Origin of the sequence: Muribaculum sp. NM65_B17, assembly GCF_004793735.1 — a bacterium.
Taxonomy (GTDB): Bacteria; Bacteroidota; Bacteroidia; order Bacteroidales; family Muribaculaceae; genus Muribaculum; species Muribaculum gordoncarteri.
The window spans coordinates 71,561-87,214 of sequence record NZ_SRYY01000006.1; the positions used below are offsets into that span (position 1 = coordinate 71,561).

The 15,654-nt window shown below is 53.8% G+C and carries 17 protein-coding genes; 12 read left to right on the plus strand and 5 right to left on the minus strand.

What is annotated here, in order from left to right; all coding sequences use genetic code 11:
• Positions 1 to 4: 4 nt before the first annotated feature.
• Entirely contained in the window at positions 5 to 1,291 is a 1,287-nt protein-coding gene (locus tag E5354_RS10250) for a bifunctional folylpolyglutamate synthase/dihydrofolate synthase (RefSeq protein WP_135947415.1), read from the plus strand.
• 7 nt (positions 1,292 to 1,298) lie between these two features.
• On the opposite strand, the gene E5354_RS10255 is transcribed toward E5354_RS10250, so the two are convergent.
• Both E5354_RS10255 and E5354_RS10260 read right to left on the minus strand, forming a co-directional pair.
• Entirely contained in the window at positions 1,299 to 1,673 is a 375-nt protein-coding gene (locus E5354_RS10255; RefSeq protein WP_135947416.1) for a RidA family protein, read from the minus strand.
• 87 nt (positions 1,674 to 1,760) lie between these two features.
• Positions 1,761 to 3,137, minus strand: a complete 1,377-nt coding sequence (locus tag E5354_RS10260; protein ID WP_135947417.1) for a YihY/virulence factor BrkB family protein — start codon at positions 3,135 to 3,137, stop codon at positions 1,761 to 1,763.
• A gap of 130 nt (positions 3,138 to 3,267) precedes the next feature.
• Here E5354_RS10260 and E5354_RS10265 point away from each other — a divergent pair, with 130 nt between their 5' ends.
• From E5354_RS10265 to E5354_RS10315, 11 genes are all read left to right on the plus strand, one after another.
• Positions 3,268 to 3,735, plus strand: a complete 468-nt coding sequence (locus E5354_RS10265) for a Fur family transcriptional regulator (protein WP_123396108.1) — start codon at positions 3,268 to 3,270, stop codon at positions 3,733 to 3,735.
• A 48-nt stretch (positions 3,736 to 3,783) separates the two neighbouring features.
• Positions 3,784 to 5,052, plus strand: coding sequence for an adenylosuccinate synthase (locus E5354_RS10270; protein WP_123396107.1), 1,269 nt, complete (start codon positions 3,784 to 3,786; stop codon positions 5,050 to 5,052).
• A gap of 30 nt (positions 5,053 to 5,082) precedes the next feature.
• The gene (locus E5354_RS10275) at positions 5,083 to 6,330 is read left to right on the plus strand and encodes a DUF1015 domain-containing protein (RefSeq protein WP_135947418.1); all 1,248 of its coding nucleotides are present in this window, start codon (positions 5,083 to 5,085) and stop codon (positions 6,328 to 6,330) included.
• An 18-nt stretch (positions 6,331 to 6,348) separates the two neighbouring features.
• A complete protein-coding gene (locus E5354_RS10280) occupies positions 6,349 to 6,780 on the plus strand; it encodes a SoxR reducing system RseC family protein (RefSeq protein ID WP_135947419.1) in 432 nt (143 codons plus the stop codon).
• Positions 6,781 to 6,849: 69 nt separating this feature from the next.
• Positions 6,850 to 7,713: an RnfABCDGE type electron transport complex subunit B gene (locus E5354_RS10285; protein WP_135947420.1), complete on the plus strand. Its 864-nt coding sequence runs from the start codon at positions 6,850 to 6,852 to the stop codon at positions 7,711 to 7,713.
• Between the two features lie 39 nt (positions 7,714 to 7,752).
• Positions 7,753 to 9,102 (plus strand): electron transport complex subunit RsxC, encoded by a 1,350-nt coding sequence (gene rsxC, locus E5354_RS10290; protein ID WP_135947421.1) that lies wholly within the window; start codon positions 7,753 to 7,755, stop codon positions 9,100 to 9,102.
• A gap of 13 nt (positions 9,103 to 9,115) precedes the next feature.
• The gene (locus E5354_RS10295) at positions 9,116 to 10,072 is read left to right on the plus strand and encodes an RnfABCDGE type electron transport complex subunit D (RefSeq protein WP_135947422.1); all 957 of its coding nucleotides are present in this window, start codon (positions 9,116 to 9,118) and stop codon (positions 10,070 to 10,072) included.
• Positions 10,069 to 10,668, plus strand: a complete 600-nt coding sequence (locus tag E5354_RS10300; RefSeq protein WP_135947423.1) for an RnfABCDGE type electron transport complex subunit G — start codon at positions 10,069 to 10,071, stop codon at positions 10,666 to 10,668. The genes E5354_RS10295 and E5354_RS10300 overlap by 4 nt, the downstream gene beginning before the upstream one ends.
• Positions 10,661 to 11,248: an electron transport complex subunit RsxE gene (rsxE, locus tag E5354_RS10305; protein WP_123396100.1), complete on the plus strand. Its 588-nt coding sequence runs from the start codon at positions 10,661 to 10,663 to the stop codon at positions 11,246 to 11,248. Before E5354_RS10300 ends, rsxE begins: the two co-directional genes overlap by 8 nt.
• 10 nt (positions 11,249 to 11,258) lie before the next feature.
• Positions 11,259 to 11,840, plus strand: a complete 582-nt coding sequence (gene rsxA / locus E5354_RS10310) for an electron transport complex subunit RsxA (RefSeq protein ID WP_123396099.1) — start codon at positions 11,259 to 11,261, stop codon at positions 11,838 to 11,840.
• A 198-nt stretch (positions 11,841 to 12,038) separates the two neighbouring features.
• Entirely contained in the window at positions 12,039 to 12,740 is a 702-nt protein-coding gene (locus E5354_RS10315; RefSeq protein WP_123396098.1) for a Crp/Fnr family transcriptional regulator, read from the plus strand.
• On the opposite strand, the gene E5354_RS10320 is transcribed toward E5354_RS10315, so the two are convergent.
• The 3 genes from E5354_RS10320 to menB are packed head-to-tail and all read right to left on the minus strand — an operon-like array spanning position 12,737 to position 15,566.
• Positions 12,737 to 13,714, minus strand: coding sequence for an AMP-binding protein (locus E5354_RS10320; protein ID WP_135947424.1), 978 nt, complete (start codon positions 13,712 to 13,714; stop codon positions 12,737 to 12,739). The two genes, E5354_RS10315 and E5354_RS10320, sit on opposite strands and share 4 nt — an antisense overlap.
• Positions 13,681 to 14,748 carry an o-succinylbenzoate synthase gene (gene menC, locus E5354_RS10325; RefSeq protein ID WP_135947425.1) on the minus strand — a complete coding sequence of 356 codons (1,068 nt, stop codon included), beginning with the start codon at positions 14,746 to 14,748 and terminating at the stop codon, positions 13,681 to 13,683. The genes E5354_RS10320 and menC overlap by 34 nt, the downstream gene beginning before the upstream one ends.
• Complete coding sequence (gene menB, locus E5354_RS10330) at positions 14,748 to 15,566, minus strand: 1,4-dihydroxy-2-naphthoyl-CoA synthase (RefSeq protein WP_369698988.1); 819 nt, start codon at positions 15,564 to 15,566, stop codon at positions 14,748 to 14,750. The genes menC and menB overlap by 1 nt, the downstream gene beginning before the upstream one ends.
• Between the last annotated feature and the right edge of the window lie 88 nt (positions 15,567 to 15,654).

Consider the following 15,654-nt stretch of genomic DNA (forward strand, 5'->3'; position numbering starts at 1 on the left):
TATTATGAACTACGACGAAGCCATCGACTATCTTTATACGCGTCTTCCCATGTTTCAGCGCATGGGCGCACCGGCCTACAAGCCCGGTCTTGACACATCGCTCAACCTTGCACGGGCATTCGGCAACCCTCACCGTCATTACCCCTCAATCCATGTGGCGGGAACCAACGGAAAGGGCTCCACGGCCCACACATTGGCGGCTATCCTGCAAAGTGCCGGATACAAGGTGGGGCTTTACACATCGCCTCATCTTGTCGACTTCCGCGAGCGCATGAGGGTTGACGGAGTGATGATTTCCCGCGAACGCGTAGTCGATTTTGTGGAGCGTTACAAGGCTCTCGGATTCGACGGAGCGCCATCGTTCTTTGAGCTCACGATGGTCATGGCGTTTGAATACTTCGCAGCCGAGCATGTCGACATCGCGGTCATCGAGGTGGGACTTGGCGGACGGCTCGACAGCACCAACATCATTTCGCCCGACCTGTGTGTCATCACCAACATATCATTTGACCACACCCAGTTCCTCGGCGACACGCTGCCGCAGATTGCCATCGAGAAGGCCGGTATAATAAAACCCGGTGTACCTGTGGTGATAGGGGAGTCGGATGGTGATGTGCGTCGCGTATTTGCCGAGAAAGCCGCAGCCGAAGGAGCCCCGATACGTTACGCCGACGACGAGAAGCGTTACGCATCATTCGACATGACACCTCAGGGCATCATTTATCACGACACTCCGTGCGGCGAGCTGCTCGGAGCCCTCTCGGGCGAATGTCAGCTTAAGAACACCTCGACGATTCTTACCGCCGTTGATGCGTTGCGCTCGCTTGGCCGTGACCTGCCCGATGAGGCTGTGCGTCGCGGATTTGCCGAGGTGTGTTCGCTCACCGGCCTTGCCGGACGGTGGATGAAGATTTCGTCACATCCCATGGTCGTGTGTGACACCGGGCACAATGTAGGCGGCTGGCAATACATTGCCCCTCAGCTCGATGCCGCTCCCGGGCGCAAGCATCTCGTAATCGGATTTGTCAACGACAAGGACATCGACCACATTCTCAACATGATGCCGCGTGACGCCCGCTACTATTTCACGCAGGCTTCGGTGCAACGTGCGTTACCGAGTGCCGAGCTTGCCGCCAAGGCAAAAGAAAAAGGCCTCCACGGGGAAGCCTTTGGTGATGTTGACGGCGCATTTGCCGCCGCTATGGAAGATGCATCGTCGGGTGACACGGTGTTTATCGGCGGAAGCACATTTGTCGTTGCCGATTTCCTTGCGTCGCGCGACAAAGCGTGACATGCCGTTAGCGCACGGCAAGCACTTCGATTTCCACAAGCACCTGCTTGGGAAGCTCTCTCACGGCTACAGCCGAGCGGGCGGGGTAGGGAGCGCTGAATGCTTCGGCGTAAACTTCGTTCATTGCGGCAAAGTCGTTCATGTCGGCAAGGAATACGGTAGTCTTAACCACGTTGTCGAGAGTAAGACCTGCCTCATTGAGTATGGCCTTTACATTGGCGAGCGACTGACGGGTCTGCGCCTTGATTCCTTCGGCGATATTGCCTGTTGCGGGATTGATGGGAATCTGTCCCGATGCAAATACGAATGAACCTGTGTCGATGGCCTGGCTGTAGGGACCTATTGCGCCCGGAGCCGCTGTGGTTGAAATTGGAGTCTTCATTGTAGTTCTGATTTTGGTTGGTTGTTAATCGTGATGCCAAAATTACTACTTTATTTGCATAACTCCATCCACTGTGGCGGTGATTTTTTACTTCGGAGTTCCTTTTATGTTGACATTGAGATTCTTGAGCAGTACATCGGATGTGTTGCTGACCATGTTTTCGATACGGTCGTCTATCAACTCGATTATTTCCTCAAATTCGTTCTTGAAATAGGGAATGAAGTCCGATGAACCGTGAGCGTTCAGCTTCTTCAGCACATAACCCAAGGTTATTATGTTGGGGTCGATTGCCGGCTGATAGGCGTGTTCATCGCTGGTTGACATCACGACCGACAGCAGCCCCGCGCCCGTCATCTCGTCAATGAGTGCCGATATGAGTCGTGCCGGCATGTGATAAAGCTCGGCAAATCCCGCTACGGTGAGCGGCGGCTCCTGGTTCTCGAATCGCTTCACGATTACGGTCATTATCACCAGCGCTATCTTGCGTTTGTAGTCAAGCGATATGGCGTTGACATCGTTGCGGAAGTTGAACTGGAATATGTTCTGCGATGAGTAGCACAGCACCGCTCCGGCAAGGGTTATCGTCCACACGAGCTGAAGCCATATAAGCAACAACGGAAGAAATGCGAAGCTACCGTAGATGGCATTGTACTTCGACACATATAGCTGACCGGTGAGAAACAGGAACTGAAGCACCTGGAATGCCGTGCCGGCGAGAAGTCCGCACAGAAAAGCGTTCTTGAACTTGACCTTGGTGTTGGGGAAGAGCAGATACATTCCCGTGTAGGAAATCCAGGTAAGGAAAAACGGCGTGCAGTCGAGTATGACCTTCAGCGCCGGAGTGATGAAGCGTATGTGGATGTTATCAAGGATGGTAGTTGACATGAGCAGTGAAACACCGCTCTGGCATATCATGAGTATGGGCAGAAGAAACAGTATGGCCGTATAGTCGATGATCTTGCGTCCCAGCGAGCGGTCGGAGTTGATGCCCCACACTCGGTTAAACGACATTTCGATATTGCTCATCAACGATATCATGGTCCACAACAGGAACACGAGGCCCACTCCAACGAAAATGCCCTCGGATGCTTGGGCAAGATACTGGTCGACAAATCCGAATGCCGTCGACAGCACCTCCCTTTGGGCGGGAAAAAAGTTGAACAGCTGCGACTGCATGAGGTTCTGGAAGCCGAAACCGCGGCCTATGGCAAACAACAGCGCCAATGCGGGCACTATGGCAAGCAGGGTGTTGTAGGTGAGTGACGAGGCACGGGTCTGCAGGTCGGTGTTTAGGAACGACCTCACCGATAGGTTGAGAATCTTTATCGTGTTGACCTGCCATGTGCGCCGCGTGTCGCTCCACACCCCTTCGGAACAATATTTCCAAAAGGCTATGGCGCGGTCGGCGATTGCCTTTGCGCGCAGTGCGAGTCGATTGCCTTGTTTATTGTCGGTTTCTTCCATGGATCAATAAAATCGCTTTACGTTACAAAAGTAACAAAAAATGAGAGTGAAAAGTCGGCTTTTGCCGTGAAAAACATTTGAACATATAAAATTTGTTTAACCGCGTAGTTTGGTGTATCTTTGCACTGCAATGATTGACGACAAGTTACGGACAGCCGCGCGTGCCACGCTCACGGAGTATCTGAAGGCGAAGCGTCTTCGCAAAACCCCCGAGCGTTATGCAATACTTGACAAGGTGTGCGAGATGAACAAGCACTTTGACATCGAGGCGTTGTATGCGGCCATAGAGGGCGACGGCTACCATGTGAGCCGTGCCACCATCTACAACACGATGGAGCTGCTCTCCGATTGCGGCATCGTGAGGCGTCATCAATTCGGTGCTCAGCCTGCTCAGTATGAGCGGGTTTCGGCGACGGTCAATCATCTGCACCTGATATGCCAGCAGTGTGGCAAAATCAAGGAAGTCAAGGATCCCGAGCTTGTGTCGTTCATGAACTCACGGCGCTATTCGGCCTTCCACGACTCCTACTTTTGCCTCTATGTCTACGGCATCTGCGCCGCGTGTACCCGTCGCAACAGGCGGGAAGCCGGTAAGTGACAGTAAAGAAAAAAGTAACTAAATAAGAAACTTTGAACATTTAAGAAAATGAAAGTTGACGTTCTGCTTGGGCTCCAATGGGGCGATGAGGGAAAAGGCAAAGTCGTGGATGTGCTGACTCCGCGCTATGATGTCGTTGCACGTTTTCAGGGAGGTCCCAATGCCGGCCACACCCTTGAATTTGAGGGTAAGAAATACGTATTGCGTTCAATTCCGTCAGGAATCTTCCAGCATGGTCAGCTCAACATCATAGGCAATGGAGTTGTGCTTGACCCGGTGTTGTTCCGTGAAGAGGCCGAGGCTCTTGAAGCCAGCGGAATTCCCTTGAAGCAAATCCTGAAGCTGTCAAAGAAGGTGCATCTGATTCTGCCCACCCACCGATTGCTTGACGCTGCCAACGAGCGTGCCAAGGGCGGTGCCAAAATAGGAACCACAGGAAAGGGCATCGGTCCCACCTATACCGACAAGGTGAGCCGCAACGGCTTGCGTCTTGGCGATGTCTACCACAATTTCGACGCAAAATATGAGGCGGCACGCAATCGTCACCTCTCGATGCTCAAGGCAATGGGCGAGGAGCCTGAATTTGCCGAGCTTGAGCGCAAGTGGCTCGATGCAATCGAATATATAAAGGGCTACGACATTGTCGACAGCGAGCATCTCATCAACCGCATGCTCCGCGAGGGCAAGTCGGTGCTTTGTGAGGGTGCTCAGGGCACTCTGCTCGATGTTGACTTCGGAAGCTACCCCTTTGTCACCTCAAGCAACACGGTGTGTGCCGGCGCTTGCTCGGGACTCGGTGTGGCTCCCAACCGCATCGGTGAGGTATTTGGCATATTCAAGGCCTACTGCACCCGCGTAGGTTCGGGCCCGTTCCCCACCGAGCTTTTCGATGAAACAGGAAAGCGCATTCGCGACCTCGGTCATGAATATGGTGCCGTCACCGGCCGTGAACGCCGTTGCGGATGGATTGACCTGGTGGCATTGAAGTATGCCATAATGATAAACGGTGTGACTCAGCTCATAATGATGAAGAGCGACGTGCTCGACGACTTTGACGAAATCAAGGCCTGCGTGGCTTATGAAATCAACGGCGAGCGTGTCGAGGAGTTCCCCTTCTCGATTGAGGAAGATGAGATCAAGCCCGTCTATGTCACCATGCCCGGATGGAAGACCGACATGACAAAGTTCCATGACGAAAGCCAGTTCCCCAAGGAGTTCAGCGACTACATCGCATTCCTGGAGAAGGAGCTTGAAACACCTATAACCATCGTGTCGATCGGTCCCGACCGTGAACAGACCATAATTCGCCAACGTTAACCTAAACCCTATAATCAGGAACATAACACCATGGCTAAAGTAAAACCTTTCAAGGGCTTGCGCCCTCCTCGCGAAATGGTCACCGAAGTGGCTTCGCGTCCTTACGATGTACTTAACTCCGATGAAGCACGTGCCGAATCGGAGGGTAACGAAAAGTCGCTCTATCACATCATCAAGCCCGAAATCGACTTCGAGCCGGGAACCGACGAGCATGACCCCAAAGTGTACGGTAAGGCGTTGGCCAACTTTGAGGCGTTCCAGCGTAACGGATGGCTCGTTCAGGACAACGAGGAGCACTACTACATATATGCCCAGACGATGAACGGCCGCACCCAGTACGGATTTGTGATAGCCGCCAATGTCGACGACTATATGCAGAACCGCATCAAGAAGCACGAACTCACCCGTCGCGACAAGGAGGAGGACCGCATGAAGCATGTGCGTGTCAACAACGCCAACATTGAGCCGGTGTTTTTCGCGTTTCCCGATAATGCCGAGCTTGAAGCCATAATAAAGAGCGTCGTGTCGGGTGCTCCGGAGTATGATTTCATCGCTCCCGACGGATTTGGCCATCACTTCTGGGTGATCGACGACCGAAAGACTATCGACCGCATCACTGAACTCTTTGCCGAGATTCCCTATCTATATATCGCCGACGGACATCACCGCACAGCCGCAGCCGCTCTCGTCGGCAACGAGAAGGCGAAGCAAAATCCCGCTCACACAGGCAATGAGGAGTACAACTACTTCCTTGCCGTGGCATTCCCCGCTTCTCACCTTAACATCATCGACTACAATCGTGTGGTGCGTGACCTCAACGGCCTCTCTGAAGAGGAGTTCCTGAATGCGCTCAACAAGGACTTTGTGGTTGAGGACAAGGGAGTCGACGAGTATCGTCCGGGCCGTCTGCACGAGTTTTCGATGTATCTCGGCGGCCACTGGTACAGCCTTGTTCCGCGTGAAGGCCGATATGACGACAGCGACCCCATCGGTCAGTTGGATGTAACCATTTCGAGCGACCTCATTCTGCGTGACATCCTCGGAATCCACGACCTGCGCAGCGACAAGCGCATTGACTTCGTGGGCGGTATCCGCGGACTCGGTGAGCTGAAGCGTCGTGTCGATTCGGGTGAAATGAAGGTGGCTTTGGCTCTCTATCCCGTGTCGATGGATCAGCTGATGCGTATAGCCGACACAGGCAACATAATGCCTCCCAAGACCACGTGGTTTGAACCCAAGCTGCGCTCCGGTCTTGTGATTCATAAACTTGACGACTGAAACCGATAGATCGTAAAAATGTCCCGAGGCGTTACCCACAAGGGAGTGGTGGTCGCCGCAAGCGCACATAATGTCAAGGTGCGCATCGACGACGGCAATGCCGCAGGTTGTGCAGCCTGCAGTCTTCACTCGTTGTGCAGTCCGCTTGGGAAAAGTGACGATTCGGTTACTATACTTGCTCGCGTTCACGATTCATTGCCCGTCAATGAGGGTGAGCGTGTGATTGTGGGAATAAGCGACGGCGCTCAATGGAGGGCCGTCGCGATTGCATTCTCGCTGCCGTGTCTCTTGATGCTGATGATTGTCGTGGCAGGCCGTTTTCTCGGCTTCGGAGACGACACTTCGGCCTTGGCGGCGCTTATTGCGACAGTGCTATATTTCGGCGTGCTGTACATTTTTCGCAGCAGGCTGCGCGTCAGTTACCGGTGGAAGGTCATCGGCAAGGCGTGAAAGAGGAGAAAAAACGAGGGAAAAACAGAATATAAATTTTAGGTATTACAATATAATGTGATAATGATTATGTCTGCAATCGTTGTTGCTGTAATTGTATTAGGAGGCTTGGGTGTCGTTGGAGCGTTGGTGTTGTATTTGGTTTCCAAGCGCTTCTACGTTAAGGAGGACCCGCGCATCGAGCTCATCGAGCAGCTTCTGCCGGGAGCCAATTGCGGAAGTTGCGGGCGCTCGGGCTGTCATGACTTTGCCTGCGCATGTGCGTCGGCATCTACGCTCGACAATCTTGTGTGCCCCGGTGCCGGCGATGACGCCATGTCCAAGATAGCCGAAATCGTCAATCTTGCGCCGGTCAAGTCCAACCCTATGGTGGCTGTGCTTAAGTGCAACGGCTCGTGTGCCAACCGGCCCGTCACTTCCGTGTATGACGGGGCTGAATCATGTGCTATTCTTAATTCGCTATGTATCGGAGCTACCGGATGCGCCTACGGTTGCCTCGGCGAAGGCGATTGTGTGGATGTGTGCCGGTGGAATGCCATAAAAATGAATCCCGTGACCGGACTGCCTGTCATCGACGCCTCCCTGTGTACGGGATGCGGAGCCTGCTCGCGTGCGTGTCCGCGTGGCATCATCGAGCTTCGCGGCAAGGGCCCGCGCGGCTTGAGGGTGTGGGTGGCTTGCTCGAGCACCGACCGAGGCGCATTGGCCATGAAGGCTTGCAAGGCGGCATGTATCGGTTGTGGAAAGTGCCTGCGTGAGTGTCCTCACGGGGCGATAACGCTTAAGGACAATTTGGCCTATATCGACTGGAAGGCTTGCAAGCTTTGTCGCAAGTGTGAGCTTGTGTGTCCCACCGGAGCTATATGTGATGCCGGATTCCCCATGTCGGCGCGTGACATGAAGGTGCTTGCCGACAGTCACAGGAAATCATGATGAAGTAGAGAAAAAATATCAACGAGATATAATATAAATATGCTTACGTTTCACAAAGGCGGTGTTCATCCGCCCGAGAATAAGCTTACGGCTTCAATGCCGATAGTGCCGGTGGAGCTGCCTCGCGAGGTCACGGTGACATTCTCGCAGCACATAGGTGCCATGGCACGTTGCGTTTTAGCCAAAGGTGACACGGTAAATCGTGGCGACCTCGTGGCCGAGGCGGTGGGATTTGTGTCGGCCAATGTACACACTCCCATATCGGGCACTGTCACGCGCGTCGACAAGAGCAAGACGGCCTACGGATTTACTGCCGACACCGTGACGATTACAGCCACCTCCGAGGATCATGAGCGTGACATGAAGGTTATTGCCGCGATGAGCCCTGTGAGGAGCGACAGTCAGATTGACGCGTTGACTCCCGAAGAGATTGTCGCAATAATCGACCGTGCCGGAATCGTGGGGCTTGGCGGAGCTACATTCCCGACCAAGGTGAAGCTCGCGCCTCCGCCCGGATGCCATGCTGAAGTACTTGTTATTAACGGAGTGGAGTGTGAGCCCTATCTTACTAACGACCATGCGCTCATGCTTGCCCACAGCCGTGAGATTGTTTCAGGAATAAGACTGCTCATGCGCGCTGCCGGTGTGAATCGGGCCATAGTGGGCATCGAGAACAATAAGCCCGACGCAATTGCTGCCATGAGGGATGCCTCACGTGATGTCGACGGTGTCGAGGTGGCCGCTCTTAAGGTGAAATATCCGCAAGGAGGTGAGAAGCAGCTGATCGAGGCCCTGCTCGGCAAGGAGGTGCCTTCGGGCGCTCTGCCGGTGTCGACGGGTACCATCGTGCAGAATGTGGCCACCGCCTACTCGGTCTATGAGGCCGTGTGCTACGACAAGCCGTTGATCGACAGGATAGTGACGGTTACCGGCCCGTCGGTGACACATCCCGGAAACTATCTCGTGCCTATAGGCATGAACATCATGTCGCTTATACAGGTTGCCGGCGGTGTGCCGGCTGATACCGGAAAGATAATCCTCGGCGGTCCCATGATGGGGCGTGCCGTGGTTACCATCGACACTCCTACCGTCAAGGGGGTGTCGGGAGTGCTGATGCTGCCTGAGTCGCAGTCGCGTCGCGGGAGGGTGGAGCCTTGCATAAGGTGTGCCTCATGCGTGTCGGCCTGTCCTATGGGGCTTGAGCCCTATCTTATGTCAACGCTGTCAAGGCTCGGCCGCTGGGATGAACTTGAGCACAACAAGGTCATGAATTGCATCGAATGTGGATGCTGCAGCTATATATGCCCCGCGTCACGGCCGCTGCTTGACTACATTCGTCTTGGAAAGTCCAAGGTGGGTAATTTGATTCGTTTACGTAACAAAAAGTAATGATATATTCATTATGAGTCAGATGTTAACAATATCGGCCTCGCCTCATCTGCACACTTCGCGCAGCGTGTCGAAGTGCATGTGGCATGTTATTGTCGCATTGTTGCCGGCGGTGGCCTGTTCGCTCTACTATTTCGGACTCGGGGCGATGGTGGTTATTGCCTCGTCGATTCTGGGATGCGTCATTGTGGAGTATGCCATAAACCGATGGATGTTGCGCGCTCCGTCGACAATAGGCAACGGAAGTGCTATACTCACCGGACTTCTGCTTGCACTGAACCTCCCCTCCAACATTCCGGTGTGGATTGTGTTGATAGGCTCGGTCGTTGCAATAGGCATCGGTAAGATGTCGTTTGGCGGCCTCGGATGCAACATCTGGAATCCTGCTCTGGTGGGACGAGTGTTCCTGCTCATCTCTTTCCCGGCGCAGATGACCTCATGGCCCGTTCCGCTTGAAAATCAATGGCGTTACCTTGACGCTACTACCGGTGCCACAACATTGGGTATGTTGAAGCTTGGCGAGATTTCGCCCGAGTCGGTCGACCTTTGGCACAGTGCCATGGGACTTACCGCAGGCTCGCTCGGCGAGGTCAGCGCCCTCGCTCTGTTGCTCGGATTTGCCTGGCTGCTTGTGACGCGTGTCATAACATGGCACATCCCGGTGGCGATATTTGCATCGGTTGCCCTGCTTGCTTTGGCCGTGGGTGACAATGTAGGCGTTCAGCTGCTTTCGGGCGGATTGATGCTCGGTGCCATTTTCATGGCCACCGACTACGTGACATCGCCCATGTCACGCAAGGGCATGATTATATATGGCGTTATGATAGGTGCAATCACGGTGGTGATACGCAAGTGGGGTGCCTATCCCGAGGGAGTTTCATTTGCGATTCTGCTAATGAACAGTTTTGTTCCCCTGATCGACCGTTACATCAAGCCGCGTAAGTTTGGAGAAAGGAGGGCCCGGAAATGAAGAAACTTGCATCCACTCTGTCCAATATGGTGTTGTCGCTTGGTGTGATAACCATTCTGTCGGCCGTGCTGCTCGCATGGGTTGACAATGTTACCGCCGGGCCTATAGCACTTGCCGCGCAGCAGAAGAAGATTTCGGCGATACAGTCGGTCGCTCCGGTCTTTGACAATAATCCGCTTGACGACAGCTGGGAGTGGTCGCCCGAGCAGTCGGCCCGGCCCTATTCGGTCTATCCCGCATTTAAGGATGGCAAGCTGGTGGGTGCCGCAGTCGAAGCCTACTCGCTGAACGGATTTTCGGGCGAGGTGAGGGTTATGTACGGATTTGATGCATCGGGCGATGTCACGGGCTATGAAGTGCTCTCCCATGCCGAAACGCCAGGACTTGGTGCCCGCATGAACGAATGGTTCCGCTCCGATGAGGGCAATCGCTCGGTAATAGGACACAATCCCGGCAGTGAGAACATGACCGTGGTTAAGGATGGTGGAATAATCGATGCCATAACGGCCGCCACGATAAGCTCACGCGCTTTCCTTGAAAGCACTCATGGGGCCTATGATGCATTTGTCGCTTATAAAAAATACAGAAATGAATAGACTACGCATAATATATAACGGTCTTGTAGTTGAAAATCCTACCTTCGTGCTGTTGTTGGGAATGTGTCCCACGCTCGGCACCACGGGTTCGGCAATGACCGGAATGTCGATGGGACTCGCCACCGCCGGAGTGCTCGTGTGCTCCAACATGGCCATATCGGCTATCAAGAAACTCGTTCCCGATAAGGTGCGCATTCCCGCCTACATCGTGGTGATAGCGACATTTGTCACTCTGTTGCAGATGTTCATGCAGGCCTATCTGCCGGCGCTTAACGAGAGCCTTGGCATATTCATTCCGCTCATTGTGGTCAACTGCATACTGCTCGGCCGTGCCGAAGCCTACGCATCCAAGCACTCGGTGATTGACTCCTGCATGGACGGTGTGGGAATAGGACTTGGATTCACTGTCGCACTCACTCTGCTCGGCTCGGTAAGGGAGCTGCTCGGCAACGGCACGCTCTTCGGTCTTGAGGTTTTCCCGGCCGACTACGGTTCGCTGGTGTTTGTGCTCGCACCGGGAGCGTTCATCGTGCTCGGCTTCATGATTGCTTTGATTAATTATATTAGAAAACGCGCTTAACTGCATCGCCATGCTTACATATCTGTCAATTATCATCACCGCGATATTCGTAAACAACATTGTGTTTGCCCAGTTCCTGGGTATATGCCCCTTCCTCGGGGTGTCGAAGAAGCTTGGCTCGGCTGTAGGAATGGGGGCTGCCGTGACATTTGTCATGGCCATAGCCACCTGCGTCACATGGCTTTTGCAGTCGTGTGTGCTCAATCCGTTGTCGCTTGGCTATATGCAGACGATTGTCTTCATCCTGGTGATTGCCGCCCTGGTGCAGATGCTTGAGATTGTGCTGAAGAAGATAGCCCCCGGCCTGTATCAGGCTCTCGGAGTGTTCCTGCCGCTGATAACCACCAACTGCGCCGTGCTCGGTGTTGCCATACTGGTGGTGCAGAAGGATTTCAATCTGGCCGAGTCGCTTGTCTATGCCGTGTCGACGGCTGTAGGCTTCACGCTCGCTCTCGTGATCTTTGCCGGCATACGCGAGCAGCTGACGCTTGTCGATGTTCCTCGCCCGATGCGCGGTGTGCCCATCGCTCTTATATGTGCGGGGCTGCTTGCCATGGCATTTATGGGATTTGCGGGAATTTCCATCGCTTGATTTTGTACATTTGGCGCTTATTGTAGTTCTTGCATTAGTCAAAATGTAGTTTATTGTGGCTGCTTTTGTCCTAAATCGCCTATTTTGACCTAAAGATATCATGCTGGAGCAAATTTAACTCTGTTAAATGGTCATAATAACATATTTATTTTGTAATTTTGTGTGATATGTTGCATAACATTGCTATAGGGCAAAAGAATGATTAAAAAAAGCACTTTAGAAAAAGTAATTCGTGACGATTTGGCCGAGCTTTGGTCTATACTTAACGGTGACGAAAAGCGTCGCATCGTTGAGAGCTTCACGACACATACATTTAAGAAGAACCAGATAATTTACGCCGAGAAGGAGGAGCCTGAATATCTGTGGTGTCTTCTAAAGGGAAAGGTGAAATTGTACAAGGATGGCATCGGAGGTCGTCAACAGATTCTGCGACTGATTCGCCCGGTACAATATTTCGGCTATCGCGCTTATTTTGCCGATGAGCCTTACGTTTCCACGGCGGCGGCCTTTGAGCCTTCGGTGCTCGGCTCCGTGCCGATGGAACTGGTTAAGGACCTTATTCAGCACAACATAAAGTTGGCATGGTTCTTCATCCACGAGCTTTCGCGAAATCTTGGAGGCTCCGATACGAAGATTGTAAATCTCACGCAGAAGCATATACGCGGCCGACTGGCCGAGGCGCTGATCGCTCTTCAGGAAAGTTACGGATATGAGGATGACGGCGCTACGTTGAGAATATACATGGCGCGTGAGGATTTGGCCAACTTGTCAAACATGACCACCTCCAACGCCATACGCACATTGTCGGGTTTTGTCAATGAGAAGATTTTGATTGTCGACGGTCGTCGCATCAAGATTATGAACGAAGCCGCATTGCGTAAGATAAGCAAGTTCGGCTAAAGCCGTTTTATTTTTCCGGAATCGGTCCGACTGAAGTTCGGAATCGCGATAACATCTTTAGGTACGCTGTAACGGTCGAGCACCGAGCGTGCCTTTTCCATTATATAGTCACGGTCGATGTCACATCCCTCGATGTAGAGCACCGCCTCTTCGCCCCACAGTTTGCTGGGGCGTCCTGCTATATAGAAAGGGCGGTCGATGAAGCGTGACAGCTTTTTTTCAATCTCCTCGGGATGAAGCTTCACGCCTCCCGAGTTGATTACATTGTCGTAACGCCCTTTCCAGCGGAAACGGCTGTTGTCGATAAGCTCGACGGTGTCGTTGGTGGTCAGGCTCCGGAACGAGTAGTGCGGAGCCTCGATTACGAGGCATTCGCGCTCGTCGGTCTTGAAGCTTATTCCGGGGAGCGCATGGAAGTGCTCGTCGCCCGCCGTGATGTCACGCAGTGCCACGTGACTGCATGTTTCGGTCATTCCATAGGTGGCGTAGGCTTTGAGGTGGCAGGCGGCAAGCTTTTGCTCGGTTTCGGGATCGAGTGCGCCGCCGCCCACGATTAGGTTGCGCACTCCCGTTATGTAGGGCGACTGAAGCAGTTCCGTCACCTGCGACGGAACCACCGGCAGCAGGCCGACAATGCCGTAGTCACGCTTCAGCGGTGACATGGACGGCTCTTCAATCCACAGCTCGGCACCTGATATTAACGCTCTCACAATCATCATCTTTCCCGCTATGTAACCTGGCGAAAGCGGCAGCACGAGGCGTGACTCGGGGCCTATGCCGAAGTAACGGCATGTCGCTTCGGCCGACAGTCGCATATCGCTTTTGAGCAGGCGTATCTCCTTGGGCTTTCCGGTCGAGCCTGAGGTGTGGGCTATGATGTAGTCATGGCTGTTGTTCCACTCCTCGATGAATTGCCGGGCCTCGGGCGTGATGTTGTGTATCATCGCTTCCATGGAAGTTGCGGTATTTGCCATGACGCTTCGGTGTCGTAACGCAGCACGTCGCCGGTCTGTCTTAGCGGCGATGTGATGTTGTCGGTGTAAAGTGCTCCTGTGCCGAGCCCCTGCGGCATGTCACGTGTGTCGAGTGTGGCAGTCCATTGGGCTATTGCGTTAAGCCCCACGTTGGATTCGAGTGCCGATGTCACCCACCGGCCTATGCCTCGCTTGTCGGCCTCGCTTATCCATGATGACGCTTTGCCGAATCCGCCGCACAGCGACGGCTTCAATATGATGTAACGCGGCATTATGACATCAAGCATCTCCTCCATTCGGTCAAGCGTCACGATGCCTATAAGCTCCTCGTCGAGAGCTATGTCGATGGGGCTTTCACGGCTGATGCGTGACATTGCATCCCACTGTCGCGGCTTTATGGGCTGCTCGATGGAGTGTATGTCGTAACGTGCCAGCCTGTCGAGATGATTCAGTGCGTTATCGGGCGTGAAGGCTCCGTTGGCGTCGAGTCGCAGCTGCAGGGTGGAGGCGGGGTAGGATTCACGGATGTAGCTTATCAGTCGCAGCTCTTCGTCGAAGTCGATGCCGCCTATCTTCAGCTTCACGCATCGGAATCCCTGTGCCAGCTTCTCGTCGATGCGTTGCAGCATGTCATCGGCATTGCCCATCCACACAAGGCCGTTGATGGGAATTGCACTGTCGCCGTTGCTCCACGGCGACGGGAATATGACCCGTCGGCCTCCGTTGGCGAGGTCGGCGAGAGCGGTTTCCAGACCGAATACTATTGAGCTGTAGAGCGGGTCAACCGGGAGCGGCAGGCCGCGATGCCATGATGTTATGTCACGGCAGGCGGCGGCAAGCCGTTGCTCGTAGTCGGGCAGGTCGTCGGCACCGAGCCCTTTGAAGAGTGCGCACTCGCCAACTCCGTAAACTTCGGGATTGTCGTCGTCCCATATCTTTACGAAGTAGGTAGTCTTGTCGAGCATTACCGCGCGTGATGTTATGGCCGGCTGCTTGAAGTGCAGCAGGTAGCGGCAGTAGGCGGCTTGAAGCATCAGCCCGGGAATTTGGGGAACTGGCCGAAGTCGGGATCGCGTTTCTCAAGGAATGCATTCTTGCCTTCCTGAGCCTCGGCCATGAGGTAGTACATCAATGTAGCGTCGCCGGCAAACTCCATCATGCCGCGCTGTCCGTCGAGCTCGGCGTTCATGGCGCGCTTGATCATGCGTATGGCCATAGGGCTGCGTTTGAGTATCGTTTCGCACCACTCTACGGTTTCGTCCTCAAGGCGTTCGAGGGGCACTACTTTGTTCACCATGCCCATCTCCTCGGCCTCCTTGGCGGTGTATTGGCGGCACAGGAACCATATTTCGCGGGCTTTCTTCTGTCCCACGCATCGGGCAAGGTACGATGAGCCGAATCCGGCGTCGAAGCTTCCCACTTTGGGGCCCGTCTGGCCGAAACGTGCGTTCTCCGATGCGATTGTGAGGTCGCACACCACCTGAAGCACGTTGCCGCCGCCTATCGCGTAACCGTTGACCATGGCTATTACAGGCTTGGGAATTGAACGGATGGCTTTGTGGAGGTCGAGCACGTTGAGGCGGGGCACTCCGTTGTTGTCGATGTAACCGCCTATGCCCTTCACCTTCTGGTCGCCACCCGAGCAGAAGGCCTTGTCGCCCGTGCCGGTGAGGACGACTACGCCTATGTCGCTGCGCTCGCGGCATATCGACATCGCGTCGAGCATCTCGAAATTGGTCTGCGGACGGAATGCGTTGTAAACTTGCGGACGGTTTATGGTTATCTTGGCAATGCCGTTGTAATACTGGAATAGAATGTCTTCATACTCCTTTATGGTGCTCCATTCTCTCATTGTGATTATCGTTTTTGTTTTGTGTAACGCAAATTTAGCCACAAATCTTCAATCTATGAAATAAAAAATCGGGCGACATCGATTGACG

Excerpts from the sequence above, each read along its gene's own strand:
- E5354_RS10275 (WP_135947418.1), top strand. The coding sequence starts at position 5,083 with ATGGCTAAAGTAAAACCTTTCAAGGGCTTGCGCCCTCCTCGCGAAATG.
- E5354_RS10300 (WP_135947423.1), top strand. The coding sequence starts at position 10,069 with ATGAAGAAACTTGCATCCACTCTGTCCAATATGGTGTTGTCGCTTGGT.
- E5354_RS10265 (WP_123396108.1), top strand. The coding sequence starts at position 3,268 with ATGATTGACGACAAGTTACGGACAGCCGCGCGTGCCACGCTCACGGAG.
- rsxC (WP_135947421.1), top strand. The coding sequence starts at position 7,753 with ATGCTTACGTTTCACAAAGGCGGTGTTCATCCGCCCGAGAATAAGCTT.
- E5354_RS10260 (WP_135947417.1), bottom strand. The coding sequence starts at position 3,137 with ATGGAAGAAACCGACAATAAACAAGGCAATCGACTCGCACTGCGCGCA.
- rsxE (WP_123396100.1), top strand. The coding sequence starts at position 10,661 with ATGAATAGACTACGCATAATATATAACGGTCTTGTAGTTGAAAATCCT.
- E5354_RS10295 (WP_135947422.1), top strand. The coding sequence starts at position 9,116 with ATGAGTCAGATGTTAACAATATCGGCCTCGCCTCATCTGCACACTTCG.
- E5354_RS10320 (WP_135947424.1), bottom strand. The coding sequence starts at position 13,714 with ATGGCAAATACCGCAACTTCCATGGAAGCGATGATACACAACATCACG.
- E5354_RS10255 (WP_135947416.1), bottom strand. The coding sequence starts at position 1,673 with ATGAAGACTCCAATTTCAACCACAGCGGCTCCGGGCGCAATAGGTCCC.
- E5354_RS10285 (WP_135947420.1), top strand. The coding sequence starts at position 6,850 with ATGTCTGCAATCGTTGTTGCTGTAATTGTATTAGGAGGCTTGGGTGTC.
- E5354_RS10270 (WP_123396107.1), top strand. The coding sequence starts at position 3,784 with ATGAAAGTTGACGTTCTGCTTGGGCTCCAATGGGGCGATGAGGGAAAA.
- rsxA (WP_123396099.1), top strand. The coding sequence starts at position 11,259 with ATGCTTACATATCTGTCAATTATCATCACCGCGATATTCGTAAACAAC.
- menC (WP_135947425.1), bottom strand. The coding sequence starts at position 14,748 with ATGCTTCAAGCCGCCTACTGCCGCTACCTGCTGCACTTCAAGCAGCCG.
- E5354_RS10250 (WP_135947415.1), top strand. The coding sequence starts at position 5 with ATGAACTACGACGAAGCCATCGACTATCTTTATACGCGTCTTCCCATG.
- E5354_RS10280 (WP_135947419.1), top strand. The coding sequence starts at position 6,349 with ATGTCCCGAGGCGTTACCCACAAGGGAGTGGTGGTCGCCGCAAGCGCA.
- menB (WP_369698988.1), bottom strand. The coding sequence starts at position 15,566 with ATGAGAGAATGGAGCACCATAAAGGAGTATGAAGACATTCTATTCCAG.
- E5354_RS10315 (WP_123396098.1), top strand. The coding sequence starts at position 12,039 with ATGATTAAAAAAAGCACTTTAGAAAAAGTAATTCGTGACGATTTGGCC.